Origin of the sequence: Mucilaginibacter sp. OK098, assembly GCF_900142915.1 — a bacterium.
Lineage (GTDB): Bacteria > Bacteroidota > Bacteroidia > Sphingobacteriales > Sphingobacteriaceae > Mucilaginibacter.
On sequence record NZ_FRCM01000005.1, the window covers coordinates 213,465 to 238,956 of the forward strand.

Here is a 25,492-nt window from a genome sequence, read left to right on the forward strand (position 1 = left end):
ATATTTTACAAATACCCCTAATGACTATTGACAAATGACTATTGACTTTTCAAATGCTCCAGGCTTTCATCAATAAATTGTTGCCAAACTGCGTCGGGCTGCCACACCTCTTCAATAAATAATTGCATTTGCGTTTCATTTAATTTTTCTGCCGCAAAAAGATACAGGCCTGTAAAAGCAGATGCCCTGTAATTTGCCGCACAGTGCACCAGTGTTTTTTGGCTGCTATACTGGCGCATCAATTCAATAAAATCAGTTAGCTCACTTAGTTGCGGGTTATCAAACGCTACAGGAATATTGCAGTATTTCATATCCAATGCTTTTACCGATGCAGTTTCATCAGGCAGTGCGAATTTGTTATTATGGGGTGCTAAGTTTATTATTACCCGGTATTGTTCTGTTGCCAGCTGTTTCAATTGTTCTTCGGTAGGTTGCCCTGAACATGTTATTATATCAGATACTTTATGAAAATTGAAGATCGCTGTCATATTACAAATTTAACGCTGCTAACTTATATTATTTATAAATATTATATGCTGTTGATAACAAAATTTAAACGATTATTACAATTTATAATACGCAGCAACACCAGCACCAATCTTTGCTGAACGGCCGGCAGTCTGCTTGTTTGCTCATAGGTAAATGGTTAATTATCTGATGGTTAAAAGTTGTACTTATTAGGTATAGAATAACTTTTTTCAGAGATAATTTATAAATCTTGTTTGTAATTGATTATTTTTATTTCGATAAATTATTGTAAACCAAATCTGGAACTGATATGAAACTAAATTTACGTACCGCAATACCATTGCTAATGGTACTTGTATTATTTTACTCGGCTTGTAAAAAAACCGAGAATAAGCCTGCCAGTACAGCCCCTGCAAGTGATGCAATAGGCGCAGCAATAGCAAAAAATCTTGTGCAGTCATTGTCAGGTTCTTATGGTGGTGCGAGTATTAAAGATGGGGTTAATCAATCAGCATCTATTACAGCCGCTTCACCAAAGCTTAAAATTCAATCCACAATACATTGCGGCTTTTTTATTGACAATGGCCTGGACGTTAACTTTAACCAGGGCGACTCCATTAAAACACATACAACAGGTAGTGTTAATTACTTCTTCCTTTGCGATAGCGCTAGTAAAAATACCACTGGTTATAACCTTTTAGATTCATTAAGTTCAACAGGTAAAGGCCCAGGCTATGATTTTGCTTTCCTGCTTGTTCAGGATTATAAAGTACGCGGTTTAAATTTAGCCAATTCAAACTTTATGTTAAATGGCAGGTTAAAATCATGGGTTGATTTTGACTACAAGCTTAAACCTAAAAGTTCAATTTCAGTACATAACGTTTTCCATTTTACCGACCTTGAAATTCATGCTGCCGACAACTTTGATATTGTAGGTGGTGATGCCACTTTCGAGTCAAAAGGATTAACCACTACAAGTTCATGGGATTACAGCGGGAGTATCCATTTCTTAGGTAATCATAAAGCTAAGCTAACTTTCTTAAGCAAAGTTTATTTGATCGACCTGCTTACAGGTACAGTAACACCAGTTTAATACAGCATAATAATAAAATATTAAGAACTCTCTTCAGGAATACTGAAGGGAGCTTTTTTGTTGATAGCCTATCACTTTATCAAATGTTATTGAACATCTGTTCGTCTGTTTGGGAAAGCTCCGGCCTTATGGACAAACGGACACTTTTAACTGTAATTTATTATTACCTGGGCACAAATTACCCACCGGTTAATTGTTGTAATTATTTGTTCTATAAATTACTTTCCAGGTTGTTTGGCATAAGTGGTATGCTTATTGCAAATCCATCAGTATAAATCAAAACCAAACAATATCAATATGAAACTAAATTTACGCAGCGCATTACCATTGTTAATGGGGATCGCAATTTTTTACTCAGCTTGTAAAAAAACCGATAACAAGCCTGCTTCAAGCGCAACTACCGATGTTGCAAGTACAGCAATCGCAAAAAACCTTGTACAGTCATTAAGCGGCGCATTCGGCGGCGCAAGCATTAAGGATGGGATTAAAATATCGCCTAATGTTACATCATCTACCTCAAAACTAAAAACGCAAAGCACTGACGTTCAATGCGGTTTTTATAGCGATAGTAGCTTAAACCTGGATTATAAACAAGGGGATACAGTAAGATCACATACTACAGGCAGCATAAAATATTTCTTTATCTGCAATAATGGCAACTCAATAGGATATGATCTTCTTGATTCAATTTCTACTTCAGGAAAAGGCCCGGGCTATACATTTGCTTATGCTGTTGCTCAAAATTATCACGTTCGGGGCTTAAACAGCAATAATTCAAATTTCTCGTTAGATGGTACACTAAAATCATATGTTGATAATGAGTATACTGTATATGTAAATAGTTCAGCATCAGTTCATAATATTTATACATTCAGCAATCTGTATGTTCATGCCGATGATAATTTTGATATTACAAGCGGTACCGCAACTTTTGAATCAAAAGGAAAAACTCACAGCGGCGCATGGGATTATAGTGGTACTATTACCTTCCTGGGCAATCACAAAGCTAAGCTTACTTTCTTAAGTAAAGTATACTGGGTTGATTTAATAACAGGGGTAGTAACACCTGTTTAATATAGCCTATAAAAACAAATAAATGAGCCCTTTTCATAATGCCGGAGGGGGCTTTTTTATTTTCAATACCACAATCAAAGGGGGTAAATGTTATCACAAACCACGAAACGGGGAAATTATACATGGAAATTAATTCCACGAAATGTACTTTAACGGGAATTGATTTGTTAAATAAATTCCCCAAGGGTAATTTATAGTTCAGCTTTAGATAATTTAAAAGCATTAATTATCTCGTGGTTAATTACTATGGCTTTAAGAAGAAAAAAAAGTTCTTTTTATATCCTGAAAGGAGCTTTTTTATTTCCGGTTTAACTAATATAAAAATGATATTTCCCCCTGGTTGTTTATTTGCCAATAATTGGATAAACTTATTTTATTCCAACACGTTTAAATGCGAATCCGGACTACCGAATAATTAATAAAAAACAAAATCTTAATCTTATCATGAAATTAAAAATTAAAGGAATGCTTGTGCTGTTAGCAGGCGCTACACTATTTTATGCCGCTTGTAAAAAAGGAGAGAAATTACCAGCTCCGGTTATTAAACCTGTTACAGATTCAGCAACTTTAAGTATGGAAGCGATAACCAGCCAGGTTGCTTTGAACTTTACCCAATCATTTAGTGGAACCTACGGTGGTATTAATATTAATGATGGTATAGGCCTGCCAGACTTTGCCACTGTAAAAAAAGTAAAACCAATAATTACCAATGCTAACCAACTTTGTAGTTTTTTGCCTGATACTGCAGTTTCATTAAGCATTACAAAAGGCGATACCCTAAAGGCTCAAACCGATGGTTTTTTCAAATTTTATATCACCTGCGACAGTGCAAAAGCTAAAGGCTATTCAGTTTTTGATTCTTTAGCTACCACAGGCAAAGGGGCTAAAAATTCTTTTACTTATAATGTGAGCCAATACTATGTGGTGAAAAGTTTAAACGCAGCAAATACCCTGCTTTCGGTTAATGGCAACTCAAAATCATTTGTTGATTTGGTTAGCAATAATGCCAGCCACAAACCAATCTCGGTACATTCATATTATACCTTAACAGCGCTAACATTTGACTTATCAAAAAAAGGAGATATTATAAGCGGTGTGGCAACTTTCCAATCCATCGGCACCAATAGTAATGGGGGATGGTACTATACCGGCACAATTACATTCCTGGGCAATCATAAGGCTAATGTTCTTATTAACAACAAAGTATTTAATGTTGATCTGCTTACAGGGGCTGCAACTGTAGCCAACTAATTTGTTTAAAACCCCTTATCAAACGCTTTCTTTATTAATATCTGAAGAAAGCTTTTTTTGTTAAACAATATTAAGGGCTATTACGTATAAGGGGAATTATTAATAACCTGTTACGGTTTAATCTTTTGGTTATTTATATTATTTTTGTTACATCATTAAAACCATATCATGAATTTTAAAACCAGACTTTCTCTTATTCTGCTTGCCTGTATAGCAGTTATTTATACGGCCTGTAAAAAATCAAGTATCGATGCTTCGGGTCCGGCATTAACACCTACAGAGGTAAGCAGCCAGGTTGCACTTGACATTAGCCAAAATTTATTTGGTTCATACAGTGGCATTGACTTTGGCGGCGGCCTTAATACCCCTTCTGGTTTTGCAGTAAAGCACCATACTAATGGTCGTTTATTATATTCTTTAAGTAACCCTCTTTGCGGTTTAGTAGTTGATACAACTTTAAACGAAACAGTTAACGTAGGCGCCGATAGCTCAGTTTCAGTTTCAGGCACTATTAAATTTAGCTTTAACTGTACAGGCGATAATTTAACAGGCTTTAACACAACTGATAATTTAGCTATTAAAGTGTCGACACCTGCCTTAGCATTATCTTCAAATATCCTTGAAAATCTGACACTGCAACTTTTAAACCCAAGTGATGATAATTCCGGCTTTTCCCTTAAGGGTACGTTAAGTTCAATCAGCACTTATAGTTTTAAAACAGGTACAAAAAAGAGCGGTACACGTAATTTTAGCTACACGCTTAACTCACTGATTTTTGATGCTAACAGTGATGACGTTGTTAGCGGATCAGCCAGCTTTATTACAAAAGGCTCGGGGCCTAAAGGCACCTGGGCATATAGCGGAACTATTACTTTCTTAGGTAATCATAAGGCCACCATAACTATTAACGGTAAAAGCTATAATGTAAACCTGCAAACAGGTGTTGTAAGCTAAAAAATATCGTATTAAAAATATTAAAGCTCCCTTCATGATGTTGAAGGGAGCTTTTTTTGTTGGTGCATATCGGGCGCAGAATTGACTCACCCGGCGACGCTTCGCTGGCCGACCTCTCTTCGCCTGCGGCGGAAAAGAGGTAAGGAAAAGTAAAAATAAAATTCTTCAGCCCTCTTTACCGCTTGCGGAAGAGAGGGCTGGTCGAGCGAAGCAATGACCGGGTGAGTAAGCTCTGCGCGCGATAGTAACGCCAATGCCTTATTGAAATAAGAGTAGCTCATGCTAAAATCAGTCCACTTGTTTTTAGACCCGTGCTTACTGAAAAACAGACACCCCTTTAATAAAGAATTTTGCATAATTACCATAACATAATGAATATTCGTATACTTGGTTAATGAAGAAACTTCTCCTCAACTTAAATTTCCAGGTAATTGTTGGCATTTTGCTGGGTGTTGTCGCAGGCCTTTACTTTAAATCATTCGGGCCAACTGCGCAAATGATCAGCAAGATGTTTATCAGCCTGATCACAATGCTGATAGGGCCTATCATATTTTTCACCATTGTGCTGGGGATTGCCGGTATGAGCGATATGAAAAAGGTGGGCAGGGTAGGTGGCAAAGCTTTATTATATTTTGAGATAGTAAGCACTTTTGCGCTGATAATTGGAGTTATAGTAGCCAATATTATAAGGCCCGGCGATGGCTTTGTAAACCATGCAATAAAAGATACCTCTAAACTGGCAGTATACCAAAAGGCTGCTGCCGAAATGCATTGGGGCGATTTTATTTCGCATATTATCCCTTCAAATGCATTTGACGCTTTTGCCAAAGGCGATATTTTACAGATCCTGTTCTTTGCCATATTATTTGGTTTTGGTTTAAGCTTTATGGGCGAGAGCGGCCAGCCCGTTATCAGCCTGTTTGATAAGCTGGCAAAAGTGTTTTTCAATATCATGAAAATCGTGATGCGGGTGGCGCCAATTGGTGCTTTCGGCGGAATGGCCTATACCATCAGCACTTACGGCATTCAAACGCTTAAGCCGCTGGCTTCCCTTATGGGTTCGGTTTATTTAACCATGTTCCTGTTTATTTTTGTAGTGCTAAATATCATTTGCCGCATTTATAAGTTCAGCCTGGGGCAGTATTTGAAATTTATAAGAGAAGAGATCCTTATTGTGCTGGGCACCTCATCGTCCGAGTCGGTATTGCCGCTGATGATGGAGAAGATGGAAAAGTTTGGCTGCTCAAGGTCGGTTGTGGGGCTTGTTATCCCAGCGGGTTATTCTTTTAACCTGGATGGTACTACTATCTATTTATCCATGTCGGTTATTTTCCTGGCGCAGGTATTTCATATTCCATTGTCGTGGGAGCAGCAGGTAACAATCATAGGCATCCTCATGATTACTTCAAAAGGTGCAGCGGGGGTAACCGGTAGTGGCTTTATTATATTAACGTCAACCCTGGCAGCCATAAAAATTATCCCTGCAGAAGGTGTCGCTATCTTATTGGGTGTTGACAGGTTTATGTCGGAAGCACGGGCCATCACCAATATGATCGGGAATGGGGTTGCTACTATTGTTATTGCGAAGAGTGAGGGAGAGTTTAGCCCCCCGGCCCCCTAAAGGGGGTGCTTAGCGCAGAAGGCTTTATAAAAACAGCGAAAGAATTTTGATTCTTTCGCTGTTTAGTTTTCGCCGATGAATGTTTACAGGTTACACGGTGTTTTCAATTTCTTTGTATAATCGGTGTTAAGCGGCTCATTGGTTTGTGCAAGGCGTTGTGCGCCTACATTAGCAGGGCAGGCAATGCCATTGGGCGCATCATATACAAGGTCGGGCTTGCTGCTGATCAATTCCTTCGGCACATAGATCTGCACGGTTGTAACAGAGTAAGAGTGCGGGAAAAAGCGGATATAATAACCATCCGGATGCAGCGACCAGATGCCAGATGGTACTTCAGGATCTGGCTTTGGTGCTAAGCCGGCAATCATTGCATACTTCTCCATTTCTTCATAAGATGAATTGCCCGAAGCTGCTAGTCGCCTGATATTATTTTCAGCTTCAAAAACACTTTGCACCGCAGGCGGCAGCTGGTCTTTGGCTTTGTCCATTACGCTGGCTGGTAATACGCCAAGGGCTCCGCCTTCCAGCATCAATAGTTCTGTTGGAGACAACAGCCTGGTAGCGGTAAGTTTAATATCGTTACCAAAATCGGCAAATTTGGTGCGGGCAATTATGGCCCATAATAAGATCTGGATGCTGTGCTGGTTTACCTCTGAGTGTGTTTCACCATGTTTTAATATCAGTATAACCACATCGCGTTTGGGTCCCAGCACAGGTGCAAGCATATAACCATCACCGCTGCTTGGTCCGCGGGTACCGGCATGCAGGCAATAGCTTTTGTTGGTCATTTCATAAAAACCGGCACAAAGCTTAAAGCCCCCGTTAGGCGCTTTGGGTAACTGGTATAATGGCTGAGCCTCTTGTCCTTCCATAAATGAAGGTGGTTTTGAACCTGTTTTGTTTACATCTTTAAAACTGGTGGTAATGGCCTGGGGTTGTTTCAGGATTTTATTTAATCCGCCTCCCGAAGCCATTTCGGTTCCTTTATCCAGTAATTTTTTGCCAAAGCCGCCCAATTGCGCCTGGCTAGCTGTAGTGTAAAATAACAGGGCTATAAGCCATGCAATGGTTTTGTTGGTGTTTTTCATAAGTATTAGGTATGTAGTGTGCCGCGAAAATAGTAAAATGATATAAATACCATGTTCAATGTTGAAAAACTTTGGTTTTTACTGACGTTCAGGTGCACTTCTGTTACTTTAATCTCCATGTAAAAAAGTTCCCTTTTAGGTAATTACAGGGTTTGACATTCGCGCAAAAACTTTAGCTTTGCCGTACAAATAAAAAAATCCAATGAGTGTACTCGTAAATAAAGATTCCAAAGTAATAGTTCAGGGTTTTACAGGTAAAGAAGGCAGTTTCCACGCTTCGCAAATGATTGAGTACGGAACGCAGGTTGTTGGTGGTGTTACCCCTGGTAAAGGCGGTCAGCAACATCTGGACAGACCGGTATTTAATACTGTAGCTGATGCAGTGGCAGAAACAGGCGCCAATGTATCAATCATATTTGTACCCCCTGCATTTGCAGCCGATTCAATAATGGAGGCAGCTGAAGCCGGTATAAAAGTTATTGTTTGTATCACCGAAGGCATCCCTACAAAGGATATGATAGTGGTGAAGGAATATATTAAAGGTAGGGATACGCGCCTTATTGGCCCTAACTGCCCGGGTATTATTACTGCCGATGAAGCGAAGATTGGTATTATGCCAGGCTTTATCTTCAAAAAAGGCCATGTTGGTGTGGTTTCAAAATCAGGGACTTTAACTTACGAGGCAGTTGACCAGGTTGTAAAGGCTGGTTTAGGCATCACTACAGCCATAGGCATTGGCGGCGACCCGATCATAGGTACAACAACCAAAGAAGCTGTTGAGCTGTTAATGAATGACCCCGACACGCACGGCATTATTATGATAGGCGAGATTGGCGGCGGCATGGAAGCAGAAGCAGCACTATGGATCAAAGCAAACGGCACCAAACCTGTGGTAGGCTTTATTGCGGGCCAAACAGCGCCTCCGGGCCGCAGAATGGGTCACGCAGGTGCAATTGTTGGCGGTGCCGATGATACAGCAGCAGCAAAAATGAAAATTATGCGCGAATGCGGCATCCGCGTGGTGGAATCACCTGCTGAGATTGGCGCTGCATTGGCAGAAGAATTAGCAAAGAAAGGTTAAAGCTAAAAGGCGAAGGCTGAAAGGTTTTAAGCGAAAATATAATTTAAGATCCTGGTCAAATGGCCGGGATTTTTTTGTGGGATTTCTCCATCATGTCATTGCGAGGTACGAAGCAATCGCATGCTTTACAGAGCGAACAGAAAGGTGTGGAACTTGCATAGTTCGCGATTGCTTCGTACCTCGCAATGACAAAAATTTCAATGGTGTTGAGAGTCCCTTTTTTACAGTCAAACCAATGTCAATTCAACCCATCAAAACCAATTAAGCCGGTAATTTATCGTATATTTATATAAGAAGTCCGAAAGTCAGTAAAGACCGGAAGTCTGGAAGAAAGAGGGTTGCAATTGATTAAAATCGACTCAAAATCAGTGAAATCAATCCCATAATCGGTGAAATCATAAAACAAAAAAATGGAATACAACAAATTAACGCCCGAAGAAGAATATATCATATTACATAAAGGAACTGAACGCCCGTTTACAGGCGCTTTACTTGATAATAAAGCACAAGGCTTATACGTATGCAAAAGGTGCGATACACCGCTATATACATCCGAATCAAAATTTGAATCACACTGCGGCTGGCCCAGCTTTGACGATGAAATTCCCGGCGCTGTAAAACGCGTACCTGATGCCGATGGACGACGTGTTGAAATTGTATGTGCTAATTGCGGCGCACACCTTGGCCACGTATTTGAAGGCGAATATTTAACTCCTAAAAATACCCGTCATTGCGTAAATTCTGTGTCAATGAAATTTGTGCCGAACGCGGATTAAGCAATTAACAAGTGTTAAGAATACGGGTACTGAATATTTTTTTAAACACCCGATTTTAACACCTTTCATGCGGGGCATTTGACCCAGTGTTAATGTTAGCTTATGTTTTGTTTATAACTTACAGGTGATGTTAAAAACTTAAACTATCATCATAAAATAGCATACCCTATATTTGATCATAAGTTATTCAACACTATCTATTATTGCCGGTGTTTCTAAGCGGTAATAAAAAACAAAAATCATGTTAAGGCATGGTTTAACGTACAAATGTTAAAGTAGTTTGGCAGGGATCAGTGAGGTTGCTATTTAAGTAGTTAGGCGTGATAAACAATCATTTATCACAAAACGGTAAACTAACGCTATGGTATTGTTATCTACTAACGGCTCGTATTGAAAAACTTAAAAAGGGATAATAAAAGCAGTTGATATAAAACAAAGGAGTGCATGGAACAGGAAACAGAATTATTGCTAAAAGAGAACAAAGACCGCTTTGTTATTCTCCCTATTAAGTATCCCGAAATTTGGGAAATGTATAAGAAATGTGAAGCGAGTTTTTGGACTGCGGAGGAGATAGATCTTAGTGATGATATGAAGCACTGGGAGAACATGAATGACGGCGAACGGTTTTTCGTATCACATGTACTGGCATTTTTTGCGGCAAGCGACGGGATAGTGAATGAGAACCTTGCCGTTAATTTTATGAGCGAGGTACAATTGCCTGAAGCGCGCTGCTTTTACGGTTTCCAGATAATGATGGAGAACATCCACTCTGAAACTTATGCGCTGCTAATTGACACATATATCAAGGATCCTGCTGAAAAAGATCGTTTGTTCCACGCCATCGATACCATACCATGTGTGGGTAAAAAAGCAGAGTGGGCCTTGCGCTGGATCAACAACGGATCATTTGCCGAGCGTTTAATAGCTTTTGCGGCTGTTGAAGGCATTTTCTTCTCAGGCAGCTTCTGCTCTATCTTCTGGTTAAAGAAACGCGGTTTAATGCCGGGCTTAACCTTTAGCAATGAGCTGATCTCGCGGGATGAGGGCATGCACTGCGAATTTGCCTGCCTGCTCTATAAAATGCTGGACAACAAACTTTCGAAAGAAGCGGCAACGGCCATTATTACCGATGCGGTTGAAATAGAAAAAGAATTTATTACCGATGCCCTGCCGGTTAACCTGATTGGCATGAATGCCAAAATGATGAGCCAGTATATTGAATTTGTGGCCGACAGGTGGTTGGGCGAGCTGGGGTACGATAAAGTTTACGGCGCATCAAATCCATTTGATTTTATGGAGATGATCTCGCTGCAGGGTAAAACAAATTTCTTTGAAAAAAGGGTAGGAGACTACCAAAAGAGCGGTGTGCTAAACTCACAAGAAAGCAAGTCGTTTTCTTTGGACGAGGACTTTTAGGAGATACAAGTCAAAATCATGATAATCTTTTAATCCTAAGAATCATGGTTCAAATAAAAGATCACAATTAAAAAGTTAATGGATCAGCCTAATCCATTAAGCGAATAAATCAGCGGTTAATTAATTAAAACAGTAACTCTGCTACAGGGCAGAGAGTTAAGGGGGTCAACATGTTTGTAATAAAAAGAGACGGAAAAAAAGAATCGGTAAAATTTGACAAGATTACGGCACGTATTGAAAAGTTGTGTTATGGGTTTCAATTGGTTGACCCGATTGATGTGGCGAAAAAAGTTATCGAGGGCTTGTTTGATGGGGTAACCACATCTGAGCTGGATAACCTGGCTGCAGAAACTGCGGCATCACTAACCACCAAGCATCCTGATTATGCATTGCTGGCTTCGCGGATTGCGGTATCAAACCTGCACAAAAACACGATCAAGTCGTTTTCAGAAACTATGCGTTTGCTGCATACTTATATCGACCCTAAAACCGGTAAGGATGCTTCACTTTTAGCCGATGATGTATGGGAAGTAATTGAAAAAAATGCTGAGCTTTTAGATAGCAGCATTATTTACGACCGCGACTTCGGCTTTGATTATTTTGGTTTTAAAACGCTTGAAAAATCATACCTGTTAAAGCTTGATGGTAAAATAGCTGAACGCCCGCAACATCTGTTTATGCGTGTATCTGTAGGCATCCACAAAGAAGATGTGGAGAGCGCTATCAAAACATATCACTTAATGAGCGAGCGCTGGTTCACTCATGCTACCCCAACCCTGTTTAATGCCGGTACGCCAAAACCTCAAATGTCGTCATGTTTCCTGTTAACAATGCAGGATGATAGCATCGACGGAATTTATGATACTTTAAAACAAACTGCCAAGATCTCACAAAGTGCGGGTGGCATAGGTCTGAGCATCCACAATGTAAGGGCTACAGGCTCATACATCAGCGGTACTAACGGTACCAGCAATGGTATTATCCCTATGTTACGTGTATTTAATGATACAGCCCGTTATGTTGACCAGGGTGGTGGCAAGCGTAAAGGAGCATTCGCTATTTACCTTGAGCCATGGCATGCAGATGTGTTTGAATTTTTAGATCTCCGCAAAAACCACGGTAAAGAAGAAATGCGTGCCCGCGATTTGTTTTATGCCCTTTGGGTATCTGACTTGTTCATGCAGCGTGTGGAAGCTAATGAAGACTGGAGCTTATTCTGCCCTCACGAAGCACCGGGCTTAGCTGATTGCTGGGGTAAGGATTTTGAGAAACTATACAAAAAATACGAAAAAGAAGGCCGTGCCCGTAAAGTAGTAAAGGCACAGGAACTTTGGTTTGCCATATTGGATGCCCAGGTAGAAACCGGTACTCCTTACCTGTTATATAAGGATGCTGCTAACGGAAAATCAAACCAGCAGAACCTTGGTACTATAAAAAGCTCAAACCTTTGTACTGAAATTATTGAGTACACATCAAAAGACGAAGTAGCTGTTTGTAACCTTGCTTCACTGGCATTGCCACGTTTTGTTAAGGAAGGTGTTTTTGATCATGATAAATTATATGAAGTAACCTACCAGGCTACTTTAAACCTTAACAAGATCATCGACGGTAATTACTACCCGATTAAAGAAGCAGAGTACTCAAATTTACGTCACCGCCCAATCGGTTTAGGTGTACAGGGTTTGGCCGATGCGTTCATCATGCTGCGTTTACCTTTCGAAAGCGAAGCTGCTAAGAAATTGAACAAAGAGATTTTCGAAACCATCTACTTTGCTTCAATGACTGCTTCGAAAGACCTGGCTATTAAAGATGGTCCTTATGAAACATTCAAAGGCTCTCCATTATCAAAAGGTCAATTCCAGTTTGATTTATGGAAAGTAAAACCTGAGAGCGGTCGTTGGGATTGGGAAAACCTTAGGTTAGATGTGATGAATCATGGCGTACGTAACTCGTTATTAGTTGCGCCGATGCCTACAGCTTCAACATCACAGATCCTGGGTAATAACGAATGTTTTGAACCATATACTTCAAACATATACACCCGCAGGGTATTGAGCGGCGAGTTTGTTATTGTAAACAAACACTTACTACGCGATTTGGTGAACCTTGGCTTGTGGACCGGCGGCATGAAAGATAAGATCATCACCGCAAACGGATCTATCCAGGATATTGCAGAGATCCCAACCGAGATCAAGGAACTGTACAAAACTGTTTGGGAAATAAAGATGCGTACCATTATTGATATGGCTGCCGACAGGGGCGCTTATATCTGCCAGTCGCAATCATTAAATCTGTTTATTAACTCACCAAATGCTTCCAAGCTTACTTCAATGCACTTTTACGCATGGAAAAAAGGCCTTAAAACGGGTATGTATTACCTGCGCACACAGGCAGCATCGCAAGCGGTTAAATTTACAGTTGAAAACCAGGGCGGCAAAAACATGGATGCTGTTATACCAGATGTAGTTGCTGATGTAACTAACGATGTACCTGCAGGCCCATCATGCTCAATGGAAGAAGGCTGCGTTACTTGTTCGGCATAAACTTATGTAGAGACACGATACTTCGCGTCTCTGTTGAGGCCTTTTTGAAATGATAAATTATTATTACAGTTTAGAGACGCAAAGTATTGCGTCTCTACTTATTTTAGGCCAGTTATGATTAAGCACGAGATCATCCCATGCGAACGTTGCGGAAGCAGCATTGAATGTAAGGCAAACGCTTACACCAAATGCCAGTGCAGCGTGGTGCAGCTTAATTTGAACGAGGTGCAGTACATCGCTGAAAACTATGAAGGCTGTATGTGTGCTAATTGTCTGCTGGAGTTGCAGCAGGAGTACAAGGTAATGACAGGCTTATCTAAATAAAGAAATTCTTCTTTAATTTCATAAATCATTACTCAGTCATTAAATAATTAATGATTGTTTAAAATTTAATGTAATAATTTCTTTATTGTTAATAAATAAGTTTTATATTTATTTTTGATAAAAGGGGATATCAACTATCCGTCAATTATTAACCTAACACCTTAAACAAAATGAAACATTGTCATCAACCTTATAATAGGGATAGTCTTCGCAGTTATTTATTCATTTACATCGATCCACGCTACCCCAAAAATATCTGTATTTCGTCTTCCTTATTAACCAATTTCAGAAGAAGATATTCTCTTTATGAAATTTAACCTAGCCTATATCAACAGCAATCCATAAACCATTTATTAATCATTTAACCTTAAAAAAATGAAAAAGAATTTAATCTACACCCTTTTGGCAGGGCTTATTCTGGTGGTTGTATATTCATTTACGGCTATAAAACCAAGCCACAAAGCACACAAGGCAAAAGCCAAAGCTAAACAACAGTTTACCTGCAATGCGGTTGTTACCGGGGTAACAGGTGTTTATAATGGCCCTTACTCTATTACCATCACCTGGACTTATACAGGCACTCCCGATCATTTTACTTACGGTGGCAACTTTTTTTGTGCTACCGGCTCATCTTACGGCACAACTTCCACAACTTCCAATTCAGCAACAATATCACTTCCCAGTGGTTCTGGGTGTGAATATAGCGGAATTAACGGGAGAATTATTCCCATCTGTGCTGATGGTACAGAAGGAACCGCTAAGGTGTTTAGCGTTACTCACTAGTTTTTAGTTTCAACCGCTGTGATATAGTGATTTGATACATAAAGAGTAATTTCATAAATGAAGTTACTCTTTGTGTTTTGGCTATATTAACCTATGATGTTATCACTAACAAGAACAAATTGGGTATCAGTCAACAACTTTTACAGGCTTCTTGTCTTTATCTATTGCCACAAAAGTAAATGTACCGGTAATGGCTTTCTCTCTTTCAAAAGAGTACATTTCTTCCACATAAATTTCTACCAGTACCTTCAGGCTGGTGTTACCAATGTGCTGCACTTTACCTACCAGTTCAATAATAGTACCTGCAGGGATGGGGCGGTTAAAATCAATCCTGTCTGACGATACAGTTACCATTGTTTTCCTGGTAAACCTTGTTGCCGTAATAAAAGCAACTTCGTCCATCATATGCATTGCGGTACCGCCAAAAAGGGTATCGTAATGATTGGTGGTATTTGGGAATACCGCTTTGAAAATTCTTGTTTCGGCTGATTTTGTTCTTTGTTCCAGGTCCATTATAATAATATAAAAGCCGTTCAGCATAGACCGAACGGCTTTATTTGATTTTAATTAACAGGTTGTTTGCTAAATATTTCTCTTGCAGCTTTTGCTGCCTGCACCATATTTTTAAGCGCGGCCTGTGTTTCGGGCCATTTGCGGGTTTTTAGGCCGCAATCCGGGTTTACCCAAATGTTTCCCACCGGCAGTAAAACCGCTGCTTTTTCAAGTAAGCTAACCATTTCATCAACAGACGGGATCCTTGGTGAGTGAATATCATAAACGCCGGGGCCTATTTCCGCCGGGTATTTGAAATCAGAAAACGCTTCAAGCAATTCCATTTGTGAGCGTGAAGTTTCAATAGTGATCACATCCGCATCCATCATAGCGATATGTTCAATGATGTCATTAAACTCGCTGTAGCACATGTGCGTGTGGATCTGAGTTTCATCCTGGACCCCGCTTGCCGAAATGCGGAAAGCCTTTACGGCCCAATCAAGGTAAGCAGCACGGTCGGCTTTGCGTAAAGGCAAGCCTTCACGGATGGCAGGCTCATCAATCTGGATAACTTTAATACCGGCTTTTTCCAGTGCAACCACTTCATCCCTTATGGCCAAAGCTATTTGGAAAGTGGTTTCTGACCGCGGCTGATCATCCCGCACAAACGACCATTGGAGGATAGTTACCGGGCCGGTTAACATACCCTTCATCAGCTTATGCGTATTTGCCTGTGCAAAGCTGCTCCAGCGTACAGTCATATCTTTTGGCCGGCTTACGTCGCCATAAATAACCGGTGGCTTTACGCAACGGCTGCCATAGCTTTGCACCCAGCCATTTTTGGTAAATAAAAAGCCGTCCAGCTGTTCGCCAAAATATTCAACCATGTCATTGCGCTCAAACTCGCCATGCACCAAAACATCTATCCCGATCTCTTCCTGCCAGCGGATGGCATCAATAGTTGCCTTCTCAATTTCGGTATCGTATTGTGCGGGCGTAAGTTCCCCTTTTTTTAGTCGGGCCCTTAACTGGCGGATCTCGTCTGTTTGCGGGAATGAGCCAATAGTAGTAGTTGGAAATAAAGGCAAGTGAAAGTTTCCCTGTTGTGTTTTTTGCCGGGAAGGAAACTTGCTGGTCCTGGTTGCATCATCATCTGTAATGGCTTCAGCTCTATCTTTGATTACCTGTTTATGAATTAATTTAGAAATATTACGGGTAGAGATTGCCTCAATATTGGCTTTTAGCAGTTCATTGTTACCTTCAATAATTTCACTCAATTCATTCACCTCGTTTAATTTTTGTTTGGCAAAGGCCATCCAGTTTTTTATTTCGGGGTTGATGCCGGTCTCCAGGTCAAGGTCGAACGGGGTGTGCAATAACGAGCAGCCTGGCGCTATCAGCAGCCTGTCTTTACCAACAACTGCAATTGCCTTTTTGATATGTGCCAGTGAACGGATGTAGTCATTTTTCCAAATGTTGCGCCCGTCAACCACACCAAGCGATAAGCTTAATGTTTCCGGCATCAGGGTTAACACTTCATCCAATTGTTTCGGCGCCCTTACCAGGTCAACATGTAAAGCAGATACCGGCAGGTTAACAGCAAGAGATGTATTTTCATTGAGGCCTTCAAAATAGGTAGTAAGCAGGGTCTTCAGATCAGAGCATTGCTTTTTGATCTCGTTATAAGCATAAACAAATGCATCCTTTTCCTTTTGCGACAGATCCATTGCAAGGAACGGCTCGTCTAATTGCACCCAAACAGCACCCTGGCTTTGTAATCTTTTTAAGATCCAGACATAAACAGGAACAAGCTTTTTTATCAGGTCGATCTTATCAAAACCGGGTTCTTTTTCCTTACCTAATAAAAGATAAGACACCGGGCCAATTAATACAGGTTTTGGAATGGTGCCGGTAACTTGCTTAGCCAGGTTAAATTCATCAAAAATCTTTTCAGAAAACAGCCTGAACTGCTGGTTTGCGGTAAATTCGGGAACGATGTAATGGTAATTGGTATCAAACCATTTGGTCATTTCCATAGCGGTAATGTCAAGGCCATCTTTTTGATAACCCCTTGCCATTGCAAAATAAAGATCGATCTCTTTATTCTTTGCATTTTCGGTTAAAACGGCATTGTACCGTTGTGGAATAACGCCAAGCATCAGGGAAGTATCTAAAACCTGGTCGTAAAAGCTGAAATCGTTACAGGGGATGAGGTCGATACCCGCTTCCTGCTGCAATTTCCAGTTTTGTTCACGGATCTTCCTGGCTACAGCGAAGAGTTCTTCGCGGCCTGTTTTGCCTGACCAGTATTGTTCACTGGCCTTTTTGAGTTCACGGTGGGCGCCTACACGCGGGTACCCGAGATTGTTTTTGAGCATACGCATAAAACTTTTTTGGTTAAACATTAATTTTAGTTAATGCTCCTTACGGTTTTCGGTATGCTTTCGGAGGAAATGGTAATAAAAGATAAAGACATTGCACAGGCATACAAATGCCCGTAAAAATGCTTTATTCTCTGACTACTGCTTCAAAACGCGAAAGCATTGTCTTAAACAGGGGGCAAGTATCCTGGCTTGTAACATTGTTGCCGTCCTTCTCGCCCCGTTTTGGCGGGACAATGGACATTGGTTAAAGGCAACAACCTTTTGTGTTACTTACAGTTGCGCGACAGCCCGTGATTTACACACGGTTCCTTTTTCATCCCGGATTAGAAACCCGGGAACCTCACTGTTGAAATAAAGTAAAGAACTTGAAGCAAATATAGGGAATAGAGTTGGGAAAGTCTGATGATTTTCAACAAGGAGTACAGATCAATTCGCCCGCCACCCCCCGGGAATTTTCTTGTAGTAAAATACCCTTTCCCGTCCGGTACCACACCAGTCATAGTTCTCTAACCATTCCCTAATTACCAGGATGTTTGTGTTAGCATTATATTGCGGATACGAAATACACATATATCCATAGCCAAATTTTTTATGCCAGGCCTTAACATTGGCTACGTCAAATGTTATATCCGCAACTTTCTTACCTGCCGTTGGCGTATCAGCAATAACCCTGGTATTTAAAAATATTTTGCTGTTAAATACGAGCGATTTATCAATCGCAGGCAATGGTGGCGGAGTAGTATTAGCCTTAATACTAGTATCCCCCGAGTATTTTGCCTCCAGGGCACGCTTTATATCGTTAAACCGTTTCTTAAAGTCGATACCATTTATTGGATAAATGTACAATTGTCGTTTGGTTGGCATGGTATCCAGCCGGGGCAAATAATATTTGTTTATAAAGTTATAAGCCTCGGTAGGATTAAGTGGTTTGAAATCAGCTTTCTTTTTTAATATTTGGAGCGTATCGCTTAAACTTCTGCCATTTATCTTCGTAGGCGCATGACAGCCGATAAAAAATACACCAATAATTAGAAGCGAGAGCCTGCGCATATGGTAAAGTTAATTAAACTTATCACCTTTATAAAACAGGTGCAGCTTTTTGCAACTGTTGTATGATTTTTCTATCTGAAACCTGGGCGATAATTTCACGCCGCTTCATTTACCTGGCTTCCAATCTCAATCATAATGGTTTGAAAGTGAAAATAAAAACCAAAGGTCTTTCTTATTTTTTGTGGTTGCTGCTCAAGGTTTACCCCGCCGGCTTTTAGCTTGTTAAACAAAGCAATTACTTCGTCCTTATTATCAAGAAAAAAACCAATGTGGAAGGCATCGGGGTAAGCGTTATTGCCTTTCTCATTCAGGCGTTCGTTCATCAGCACCAAAACAAAACCATTGGTGCCGGATAACACGGATAAGGTATCGTTAGGTTTGCTGTCCTCACATTTAAAATCAAAGTAAGTTTCAAAAAAAGTACGTGCAGCAGGTACATCCTGTACACTAAGGTTGAGATGATTTAAGTTCATGGTTGTATAATTTTATATTTAATGTTGGATACGGGAGTTAATAAAATGTTATAAATATAAATGAATATTCATTTATTTATAAATTTATTGTGTTTTATACTTATGGAGTGGTCTTCAACAAATCGCGACGCCATTTTGATTTACAAACCCAAAACTTTTTATCTTCCGGACTTTCCTGACTTTTCCGACTTTCGGACTAAATAAGTATCTTCGCCCCTCGTAACTCATTTTCTATACTTCATGAAATTATTAGAAGGAAAAACCGCGCTTATCACAGGGGCATCAAAAGGGATAGGGCGTAAAATTGCCGAAAAGTTTGCAGAGCATGGCGCTAATGTGGCTTTCACTTATTTATCATCTGTTGAAAAAGGAGAGGCTCTTGAGCAGGAGCTGCAAAGCTTTGGCACACAGGTAAAAGGTTATCGCTCTGACGCATCAAAATTTGATGAAGCAGAAAAACTGATCAATGATATTATTGCCGATTTTGGCACTTTGCATATAGTGGTTAACAACGCAGGCATAACCAAAGACGGTTTGCTAATGCGCATGACCGAAGCCCAATGGGATGAGGTTATGGATGTAAACCTAAAATCGATATTTAACGTTACCAAAGCGGCATCAAAAATAATGATGAAGAACCGTAACGGCGTGTTCATTAACATAAGCTCGGTTGTTGGTGTACAGGGGAATGCAGGCCAGGCTAACTATGCGGCTTCAAAAGCAGGCATCATAGGCTTTTCAAAATCAATAGCAAAAGAACTTGGCTCGCGTAATATTCGTACCAACGTAGTAGCCCCCGGCTTTATAAAAACTGAAATGACCGAAGTGCTTGATCCAAAAGTAGTAGAAGGCTGGGCACAGGCCATCCCACTTAAACGCGGCGGCGAAACCGAAGATGTAGCCAATTGCTGCGTTTTCCTGGCATCAGATATGGCAACATACATCACCGGGCAGGTTATTCCTGTTGACGGAGGAATGTTGTAGTTGATTTCGGATTTCGGGATTTCGATTTCGGATTGGATAATATTTTAATTTTCAAATCAACACATTTTCAATTCTTCAAATTAAAAACAGCATATTTGGCTTACAGATATGCTGTTTTTATTTTCAATCACTTGGGGAACGGTTTCGGGATGGTGGGTGCCTGCCTGCCTGGTATTGGGTTTGCTGTATGCGTGGATATTTTACCGGCAGCCGGTAAATCTGTCTAATAAATTCAGGTATGGGTTATTTGCTGTTCGCGCTATAGCAGTAACTGTTATAGCCTTATTATTAGTTTCGCCGCTGGTGAAATCAGTAAGTTATAATCCCCAAAAGCCTTTGGTTTTAGTTTTGCAGGATAACTCGCAATCAATCAAAATGTTTCAAACCCCACCCAAACCCTCCCCGGAAGGGAGGGCTTTAAAAAAGAGCGAAGCTAAAGTCTCCCCAACCGGGGGAGATTTAGAGGGGGCTCAAATGGCAAATGCTGTGATTGACCAGCTTGCCGCGTTAAAACAACAATTAGGCGATACGTATAATGTGCAAGAGTTCAATTTTGATAAAGACCTGGCCAATGGCTTAAGCAAAAATTTTAATGGCAAACAAACCAACTTGTCAAATGCGCTGCACCAGCTGAATGATCGTTTTGTAAACCAAAATATTGGCGCATTGGTAATTGCTACCGATGGTTTGTATAACCAGGGAAGCGATCCACAATACGAAGCAAAGAACTTTAAGAACAGCATTTATACCATAGCCCTTGGCGATACCGTTGCCAAACGCGACCTGCTTATAGCCAATATCAACTATAATAAAACCGCCTTTTTAGGAAATGATTTTGAAGTAGAGATATTGACAGAAGCTTATCAAAGTAAAGGGGAGAATATCCGTTTAAACATTACTGAAGATGGTAGGCAAGTTAGTTCGCAAAACATCTCGGTAACATCAAACAGTTTTCAGAAGCAGGTTACGGTAAAGCTTAATGCTGATAAAAAAGGATTGCGCAGGTTTAATATCAGCATAACACCTGTTAAAAATGAGATCTCGACCCAAAATAACTCCGAAACTATTTATGTGGACGTGCTGGATGCAAAACAAAAGGTATTACTGCTTTATGAAGCCCCGCATCCGGATATCAGCGTGATCCGCCAGGCTGTAGAGAATAACCGGAATTACGAGGTAAAAGTAAGTTTGGTAGCCGATATTGCGACAGTTAAGCCTGCAGATTATAACCTGGTGATACTTTACCAGCTCTCAGCGGTCAGCAATGGCGCAATTCAAAATATTTTAAAAAGTAAGGTTCCGCTTTGGTACTTGGTGGGTGCGCAAACGGATCTGAATAATTTTAACAGCAACCAAAAAGTTGTCCGGATTAGTTCGGGCAGGCTGGAGATGCAGGAGGTATTTGCACAGCCGGCAACAGATTTCACAGCATTTACCCTATCAGATTCTTCACGGAAAAAGATAATCAGCTTTCCGCCGTTACTTGCACCTTATGGAAGCTACGGCTCCCCACCGGCAGGCGGTGTGCTTTTAAAACAGCGGATCGGTGCTGTTGAAACTACCTATCCATTATTATCTTTTGGCGATGATGCCGGGAGGCGTGTAGGCGTATTAAATGGCGAGGGCTTATGGCGCTGGCAGCTGGCAGAATACCAGGCTTATGGCAACCATCATGCAGTTGAGGAACTGTTTAGCCAGGGTGTACAATACCTTACTGCTAATGCAAACCGGCAGCGGTTTATAGTTTACACAGCAAAGCATGTGTTTGATGAGGGCGAAAATGTACTCATCAATGCCGAGCTTTACAACGATGCCCTTGAGCTGGTAAATACGCCCGATGTAAAGATGGAGCTGAAGAGCGAAGCTGGGAAAAACTACAGTTTCCTGTTTAGCCGTAACGATAAAAGCTACCAGCTAGATGCAGGCACCTTGCCTGTAGGTGAGTACAGCTATACAGCTACCACAAAAAATGGCGCCAAACAATTTACGGCAACCGGGCAATTAACTGTAAAATCATTAAATCTGGAATCGCGCCAGAGCGCTGCCAATCATCAGCTGTTAAACACCATCGCCAAACAAAGCGGCGGACAAATGTTGCAGCCCTCGCAAATTAATCAGCTTGCCAATCTTATCCGTAAGAATGAGAATATTAAAACTGTAGTGTACGAGGATAAGCATTACAATGATATTATTGATGTGAAATGGGTGTTTGCGGTGATATTGATCTTGCTGAGTTTGGAATGGTTTATCCGTAAGCGTGAGGGGGAAATATAATGATCAACATTTCTTCAATCATTGAAATTTCGGGTACGGTAGCTTTTGCTATTTCGGGTGCATTTTCTGCAATGCAAAAACGCATGGATATTTTCGGCGTGATCATTATGGGGTTTGTTACAGCAATCGGCGGAGGAACCATAAGAGATATACTGATAGGCGACACACCCGTTAGCTGGATGCGTGATTACAAATTGCCACTAATTATATTAGGCACTGTTATAGCTGCCATACTTTTTAAAAAGTATATCAAAACCTTTAAAGTGACCTTGTTTTTGTTTGATGCACTTGGTTTAGGGTTATTTACCATTATTGGAATTCAGAAAGGAGTTAGCATTGGACTTAATCCTGGTATTTGTATTGCTTTAGGCACTATAACGGGTTGCTTTGGGGGCGTTGTGCGCGATATATTATTGAACCACATTCCGCTGATATTTCATAGGGAGATCTACGCCACTGCATGTATCTTCGGCGGAATGTTATATTTCCTGTTGGTCGGTTACCTGGATATCAATATCGTAAAAGTAATAGCGATAACTGTAATTTGCAGCGTTAGGATAATAGCTGTGAAATTTAAGCTGACGCTGCCTAAATTGTACGTATAAAGGCGTTATCGTACAGCATGGACTTGTTACCTGATGGTTTTTCCACCAATATTTGGCCTCTACCGGGCCGAATTATAAAGTTTAAAAGGAAAACTATGAATACAGGATTTTTGATAGCAAGGAAACTAGTCTGCAGCTCTAATAACTAACTCTATTCCTCTTTTTTCTCCTTAACTATCACAAAAACGTCCTCATTATCTTTTTTCATCAGGTACTTTTCGCGGGCGAATTTTTCGAGTTTCTGAGGGTTTGAGGTGAGCTCATCAAGGTCTTTGGCAACTTTTTCGGTTTCTTTCTGGTAAAAGTCGCGTTCAAGTTTAAGCTTGTTCACTTCCTGGTGGTATTGATATTGCGAGAACAGGTCGTTCTTATCAAAAAATATCATCCATACCAAAAATGCAAAAGAAATCAAAAAGTATTTGTTTCTGAACAGGTTGATTAGCCGGCGAAGTCCCATATCACTAAAATTTGACCTAAAGCTATCTAAAATACGCATCGAATACAAGTTTGGTTATGAACTTTTCAACAGTTGTGTAGTTGATTGAGTTGATTAGGTTGGATTGAGTTGATTAAGTTTTTGGCGTCTTCGCAGGTACTCTCGTAGAGGAACCTGCGTTATTAACCTAATCAACCACTTACTTAATCAACCCAATCAACCTAAATTAATCCCTTCTTCCGCCGCGATCACGGTTGCCGCCACGGCTTGCGCCGCTCATGCCGCTGCCGGCTGCTGTTTTACCTGCTGCTCCGCGGCCACGGTCTGCTCTTCCAAAGGCGCGGCCTCTTTTTTGTCCGCCACTGCCCTGGCCACCGCCCGAACCTTTCTTTTTACCTTCGGCATGTTTTGCAACGATGCTTTGCGGGCTCATAGGGTAAGGGTGTCCTTCCTCAACCGGAATCTCTTTCGAGATCAGTTTATGAATATCCTTTAAAAATTCAATTTCTTCCTCATCACAAAACGAAAGCGCTATCCCGCTTGCCCCGGCACGGCCCGTACGGCCTATCCGGTGTACATAAGTTTCAGGGATGTTTGGCAATTCGTAGTTGATAACGTGGGTAAGCTCATCAATATCAATGCCACGAGCTGCAATATCAGTAGCTATTAATACGCGGGTGGTACGGTTTTTAAAGTTTGTTAAAGCACGCTGACGGGCATTTTGTGATTTGTTACCGTGGATAGCCTCGGCTGTAATGCCCACACGGATAAGATCTTTTACCACTTTATCTGCGCCATGCTTGGTACGCGTAAATACAAGGGCTGTTTTAATTTCCTTGTCCTTTAATATATGGGCAAGCAATGCTCTTTTATCATTTTTTTCAACATAGTAAAGGGCCTGCTGTATGGTATCGGCAGTTGATGAAACCGGGGTAACTTCAACTTTTTCAGGCTTGTTTAATATCGTATCTGCAAGCTGCTGGATCTCTTTTGGCATGGTGGCCGAGAAGAACAGCGTTTGTCTTTTAGCTGGAACTTTAGCGATGATCTTTTTAACATCGTGTACAAAACCCATATCCAGCATGCGGTCTGCTTCATCCAGTACCAGCATTTTTATATGCTCCAGGTTTACATAACGCTGGTTCATCAGGTCCAACAAACGACCTGGAGTAGCAACCAAAATATCAACGCCCCTGCGTAAAGCATCAGTTTGAGGGTTCTGATTAACACCGCCGAATATAACCAGGTGCTTAAGGCCGGTATGCTTGCCATAAGCGGCAAAACTTTCGTCAATCTGGATTGCCAGCTCGCGGGTTGGGGTTAGTATAAGGGCCTTAATTGTTTTTTGCTCTTTGTGCTGCAGCCTGTCCTGGTATAGTAATTGTAAAATAGGAATGGCAAAGGCCGCCGTTTTACCGGTTCCGGTTTGTGCGCAGCCAAGCAGGTCTTTATGTTGTAATAAAATAGGGATGGCTTGTTCCTGTATGGGGGTGGGGGTTGTATAACCCTCGGTTTTTAAAGCCCGTAAAATAGGCTCAATTAAATTTAAATCTTGAAATAACATGTAATGTTTTTAATATATGTGCTAACGCGATTGCATAAGCGGATCTGAAGAGTCGTCTGATAAATCAAAACCGTAAGCTAACGGGTAATGCCGCAAAGATACGCTTTTAAACTAAGATTTGTAGGATTTGAAGATTATAGGAGTTTTGGGTGACGATTTGAGATTTGACAACTTTTTAAAAGTTGTCAAATCTGTTCTGGTTGCTCTTTCACTTTATCCTTCTTCTTAAAAATAGCATGCAATAGAAGGATGATCATCCCCAGCATGATGGATACATCGGCCACGTTAAAGATCCCGGTTTGGAAAAAGCCAAAATTGATGTGCATAAAATCAGTAACTGAGCCATATCTTATCCTGTCGTAAATATTACCGAAACCGCCGCCAACAATAAGGATGATGCTAAATAAGGTTGTACGGGTAAGTTCCCGGGTTAACATAAAAACCAGTCCGGCAGCAACAGCCAGCAGGGGAAGCAGGTTTAGCAGGATCATTTTTAACGGACCGGAAAGCGTATTGCCAAGGCTCAAAAAAGCGCCGGTGTTTTCAACCTTTATTATGGTGAAATGATTGTTCAGGAAAGTAACCTGATCATAATAATGCAGCTTCTTCCTTACAATAGATTTTGAAACCTGGTCGCAGCCAATGTTGATGCTGAGCAACAGCAGGATAAGGATAATTCTTAAAAAACCTTTTACCTTCATAACAGAAACGAGATTAAGCGGATTTTGTGGATTTAAAATGGATGTAAATTTAAGATT

Annotated in this window: 23 protein-coding genes and 1 riboswitch; of the genes, 14 read left to right on the forward strand and 9 right to left on the reverse strand. The window is 40.7% G+C overall.

Translation table 11 applies throughout. The features are described 5' to 3' along the window. Positions 1-38: 38 nt before the first annotated feature. Positions 39-488 (reverse strand): protein tyrosine phosphatase family protein, encoded by a 450-nt coding sequence (locus BUE31_RS17635; RefSeq protein ID WP_073405157.1) that lies wholly within the window; start codon positions 486-488, stop codon positions 39-41. A gap of 290 nt (positions 489-778) precedes the next feature. Between BUE31_RS17635 and BUE31_RS17640 the strand changes: the two genes are divergently transcribed. The 5 genes from BUE31_RS17640 (at position 779) to dctA (ending at position 6,461) form a co-directional block, all read left to right on the forward strand. Further along, positions 779-1,561: a hypothetical protein gene (locus BUE31_RS17640; protein ID WP_143167167.1), complete on the forward strand. Its 783-nt coding sequence runs from the start codon at positions 779-781 to the stop codon at positions 1,559-1,561. 297 nt (positions 1,562-1,858) lie between these two features. Next, positions 1,859-2,635, forward strand: a complete 777-nt coding sequence (locus tag BUE31_RS17650; RefSeq protein ID WP_143167168.1) for a hypothetical protein — start codon at positions 1,859-1,861, stop codon at positions 2,633-2,635. 444 nt (positions 2,636-3,079) lie between these two features. Beyond that, entirely contained in the window at positions 3,080-3,886 is an 807-nt protein-coding gene (locus BUE31_RS17655; protein ID WP_073405161.1) for a hypothetical protein, read from the forward strand. A gap of 168 nt (positions 3,887-4,054) precedes the next feature. Beyond that, entirely contained in the window at positions 4,055-4,840 is a 786-nt protein-coding gene (locus BUE31_RS17660; protein ID WP_073405162.1) for a hypothetical protein, read from the forward strand. Positions 4,841-5,234: 394 nt separating this feature from the next. After that, positions 5,235-6,461 carry a C4-dicarboxylate transporter DctA gene (gene dctA, locus BUE31_RS17665; RefSeq protein WP_073405163.1) on the forward strand — a complete coding sequence of 409 codons (1,227 nt, stop codon included), beginning with the start codon at positions 5,235-5,237 and terminating at the stop codon, positions 6,459-6,461. An 83-nt stretch (positions 6,462-6,544) separates the two neighbouring features. Here dctA and BUE31_RS17670 read toward each other — a convergent pair whose 3' ends face one another. After that, a complete protein-coding gene (locus tag BUE31_RS17670; protein WP_073405164.1) occupies positions 6,545-7,549 on the reverse strand; it encodes a hypothetical protein in 1,005 nt (334 codons plus the stop codon). 202 nt (positions 7,550-7,751) lie between these two features. On the opposite strand from BUE31_RS17670, the gene sucD reads away from it, so the two are divergent. The 6 genes from sucD (at position 7,752) to BUE31_RS17700 (ending at position 14,472) form a co-directional block, all read left to right on the forward strand. Then, positions 7,752-8,630, forward strand: a complete 879-nt coding sequence (gene sucD / locus BUE31_RS17675) for a succinate--CoA ligase subunit alpha (RefSeq protein WP_073405165.1) — start codon at positions 7,752-7,754, stop codon at positions 8,628-8,630. Positions 8,631-9,040: 410 nt separating this feature from the next. Continuing rightward, entirely contained in the window at positions 9,041-9,406 is a 366-nt protein-coding gene (locus BUE31_RS17680) for a methionine-R-sulfoxide reductase (RefSeq protein ID WP_073405166.1), read from the forward strand. A gap of 444 nt (positions 9,407-9,850) precedes the next feature. Beyond that, positions 9,851-10,822, forward strand: coding sequence for a ribonucleoside-diphosphate reductase small subunit (locus tag BUE31_RS17685; protein ID WP_073405167.1), 972 nt, complete (start codon positions 9,851-9,853; stop codon positions 10,820-10,822). Positions 10,823-10,992: 170 nt separating this feature from the next. Next, positions 10,993-13,365, forward strand: a complete 2,373-nt coding sequence (locus BUE31_RS17690) for a ribonucleoside-diphosphate reductase subunit alpha (protein WP_073405168.1) — start codon at positions 10,993-10,995, stop codon at positions 13,363-13,365. Between the two features lie 114 nt (positions 13,366-13,479). Next, positions 13,480-13,689: a cysteine-rich CWC family protein gene (locus tag BUE31_RS17695; protein ID WP_073405169.1), complete on the forward strand. Its 210-nt coding sequence runs from the start codon at positions 13,480-13,482 to the stop codon at positions 13,687-13,689. A gap of 375 nt (positions 13,690-14,064) precedes the next feature. Continuing rightward, positions 14,065-14,472, forward strand: coding sequence for a hypothetical protein (locus tag BUE31_RS17700; RefSeq protein ID WP_073405170.1), 408 nt, complete (start codon positions 14,065-14,067; stop codon positions 14,470-14,472). Positions 14,473-14,598: 126 nt separating this feature from the next. Here BUE31_RS17700 and BUE31_RS17705 read toward each other — a convergent pair whose 3' ends face one another. The 4 genes from BUE31_RS17705 to BUE31_RS17720 form a co-directional block, all read right to left on the reverse strand. Then, on the reverse strand, positions 14,599-14,985 hold the full coding sequence (locus BUE31_RS17705; protein ID WP_073405544.1) for an acyl-CoA thioesterase: 387 nt from the start codon (positions 14,983-14,985) through the stop codon (positions 14,599-14,601). A 50-nt stretch (positions 14,986-15,035) separates the two neighbouring features. Next, positions 15,036-17,342, reverse strand: coding sequence for a 5-methyltetrahydropteroyltriglutamate--homocysteine S-methyltransferase (gene metE / locus BUE31_RS17710; protein ID WP_073405545.1), 2,307 nt, complete (start codon positions 17,340-17,342; stop codon positions 15,036-15,038). Between the two features lie 162 nt (positions 17,343-17,504). Then, positions 17,505-17,706: riboswitch (cobalamin riboswitch) on the reverse strand. 68 nt (positions 17,707-17,774) lie between these two features. Continuing rightward, complete coding sequence (locus BUE31_RS17715; RefSeq protein WP_073405171.1) at positions 17,775-18,398, reverse strand: hypothetical protein; 624 nt, start codon at positions 18,396-18,398, stop codon at positions 17,775-17,777. Between the two features lie 95 nt (positions 18,399-18,493). Beyond that, positions 18,494-18,871, reverse strand: coding sequence for a VOC family protein (locus BUE31_RS17720; RefSeq protein WP_073405172.1), 378 nt, complete (start codon positions 18,869-18,871; stop codon positions 18,494-18,496). Positions 18,872-19,111: 240 nt separating this feature from the next. On the opposite strand from BUE31_RS17720, the gene fabG reads away from it, so the two are divergent. The 3 genes from fabG to BUE31_RS17735 all read left to right on the forward strand — a co-directional run bounded on the left by fabG (position 19,112) and on the right by BUE31_RS17735 (position 22,734). Next, complete coding sequence (gene fabG / locus BUE31_RS17725) at positions 19,112-19,855, forward strand: 3-oxoacyl-[acyl-carrier-protein] reductase (protein ID WP_073405173.1); 744 nt, start codon at positions 19,112-19,114, stop codon at positions 19,853-19,855. 108 nt (positions 19,856-19,963) lie between these two features. Then, positions 19,964-22,129 (forward strand): hypothetical protein, encoded by a 2,166-nt coding sequence (locus BUE31_RS17730; protein ID WP_073405174.1) that lies wholly within the window; start codon positions 19,964-19,966, stop codon positions 22,127-22,129. Continuing rightward, complete coding sequence (locus BUE31_RS17735; RefSeq protein ID WP_073405175.1) at positions 22,129-22,734, forward strand: trimeric intracellular cation channel family protein; 606 nt, start codon at positions 22,129-22,131, stop codon at positions 22,732-22,734. Before BUE31_RS17730 ends, BUE31_RS17735 begins: the two co-directional genes overlap by 1 nt. Before the next feature lie 151 nt (positions 22,735-22,885). Here the strand turns inward: BUE31_RS17735 and BUE31_RS17740 are convergent, their stop codons facing one another. The 3 genes from BUE31_RS17740 to lspA form a co-directional block, all read right to left on the reverse strand. Further along, entirely contained in the window at positions 22,886-23,230 is a 345-nt protein-coding gene (locus tag BUE31_RS17740) for an FtsB family cell division protein (RefSeq protein WP_234997855.1), read from the reverse strand. 166 nt (positions 23,231-23,396) lie between these two features. Further along, positions 23,397-24,734, reverse strand: coding sequence for a DEAD/DEAH box helicase (locus BUE31_RS17745; RefSeq protein WP_073405177.1), 1,338 nt, complete (start codon positions 24,732-24,734; stop codon positions 23,397-23,399). A 185-nt stretch (positions 24,735-24,919) separates the two neighbouring features. Next, the gene (gene lspA / locus BUE31_RS17750) at positions 24,920-25,435 is read right to left on the reverse strand and encodes a signal peptidase II (protein WP_073405178.1); all 516 of its coding nucleotides are present in this window, start codon (positions 25,433-25,435) and stop codon (positions 24,920-24,922) included. Positions 25,436-25,492 lie beyond the last annotated feature (57 nt).

Coding starts and splice junctions, on each gene's coding strand:
- lspA (WP_073405178.1), bottom strand. CDS start 25,435: ATGAAGGTAAAAGGTTTTTTAAGAATTATCCTTATCCTGCTGTTGCTC.
- BUE31_RS17650 (WP_143167168.1), top strand. CDS start 1,859: ATGAAACTAAATTTACGCAGCGCATTACCATTGTTAATGGGGATCGCA.
- BUE31_RS17640 (WP_143167167.1), top strand. CDS start 779: ATGAAACTAAATTTACGTACCGCAATACCATTGCTAATGGTACTTGTA.
- BUE31_RS17700 (WP_073405170.1), top strand. CDS start 14,065: ATGAAAAAGAATTTAATCTACACCCTTTTGGCAGGGCTTATTCTGGTG.
- BUE31_RS17680 (WP_073405166.1), top strand. CDS start 9,041: ATGGAATACAACAAATTAACGCCCGAAGAAGAATATATCATATTACAT.
- BUE31_RS17670 (WP_073405164.1), bottom strand. CDS start 7,549: ATGAAAAACACCAACAAAACCATTGCATGGCTTATAGCCCTGTTATTT.
- sucD (WP_073405165.1), top strand. CDS start 7,752: ATGAGTGTACTCGTAAATAAAGATTCCAAAGTAATAGTTCAGGGTTTT.
- BUE31_RS17715 (WP_073405171.1), bottom strand. CDS start 18,398: ATGCGCAGGCTCTCGCTTCTAATTATTGGTGTATTTTTTATCGGCTGT.
- BUE31_RS17695 (WP_073405169.1), top strand. CDS start 13,480: ATGATTAAGCACGAGATCATCCCATGCGAACGTTGCGGAAGCAGCATT.
- BUE31_RS17685 (WP_073405167.1), top strand. CDS start 9,851: ATGGAACAGGAAACAGAATTATTGCTAAAAGAGAACAAAGACCGCTTT.
- BUE31_RS17745 (WP_073405177.1), bottom strand. CDS start 24,734: ATGTTATTTCAAGATTTAAATTTAATTGAGCCTATTTTACGGGCTTTA.
- BUE31_RS17735 (WP_073405175.1), top strand. CDS start 22,129: ATGATCAACATTTCTTCAATCATTGAAATTTCGGGTACGGTAGCTTTT.
- BUE31_RS17660 (WP_073405162.1), top strand. CDS start 4,055: ATGAATTTTAAAACCAGACTTTCTCTTATTCTGCTTGCCTGTATAGCA.
- fabG (WP_073405173.1), top strand. CDS start 19,112: ATGAAATTATTAGAAGGAAAAACCGCGCTTATCACAGGGGCATCAAAA.
- BUE31_RS17740 (WP_234997855.1), bottom strand. CDS start 23,230: ATGCGTATTTTAGATAGCTTTAGGTCAAATTTTAGTGATATGGGACTT.
- dctA (WP_073405163.1), top strand. CDS start 5,235: ATGAAGAAACTTCTCCTCAACTTAAATTTCCAGGTAATTGTTGGCATT.
- BUE31_RS17720 (WP_073405172.1), bottom strand. CDS start 18,871: ATGAACTTAAATCATCTCAACCTTAGTGTACAGGATGTACCTGCTGCA.
- BUE31_RS17730 (WP_073405174.1), top strand. CDS start 19,964: ATGCTGTTTTTATTTTCAATCACTTGGGGAACGGTTTCGGGATGGTGG.
- BUE31_RS17705 (WP_073405544.1), bottom strand. CDS start 14,985: ATGGACCTGGAACAAAGAACAAAATCAGCCGAAACAAGAATTTTCAAA.
- BUE31_RS17690 (WP_073405168.1), top strand. CDS start 10,993: ATGTTTGTAATAAAAAGAGACGGAAAAAAAGAATCGGTAAAATTTGAC.
- BUE31_RS17655 (WP_073405161.1), top strand. CDS start 3,080: ATGAAATTAAAAATTAAAGGAATGCTTGTGCTGTTAGCAGGCGCTACA.
- BUE31_RS17635 (WP_073405157.1), bottom strand. CDS start 488: ATGACAGCGATCTTCAATTTTCATAAAGTATCTGATATAATAACATGT.
- metE (WP_073405545.1), bottom strand. CDS start 17,342: ATGCTCAAAAACAATCTCGGGTACCCGCGTGTAGGCGCCCACCGTGAA.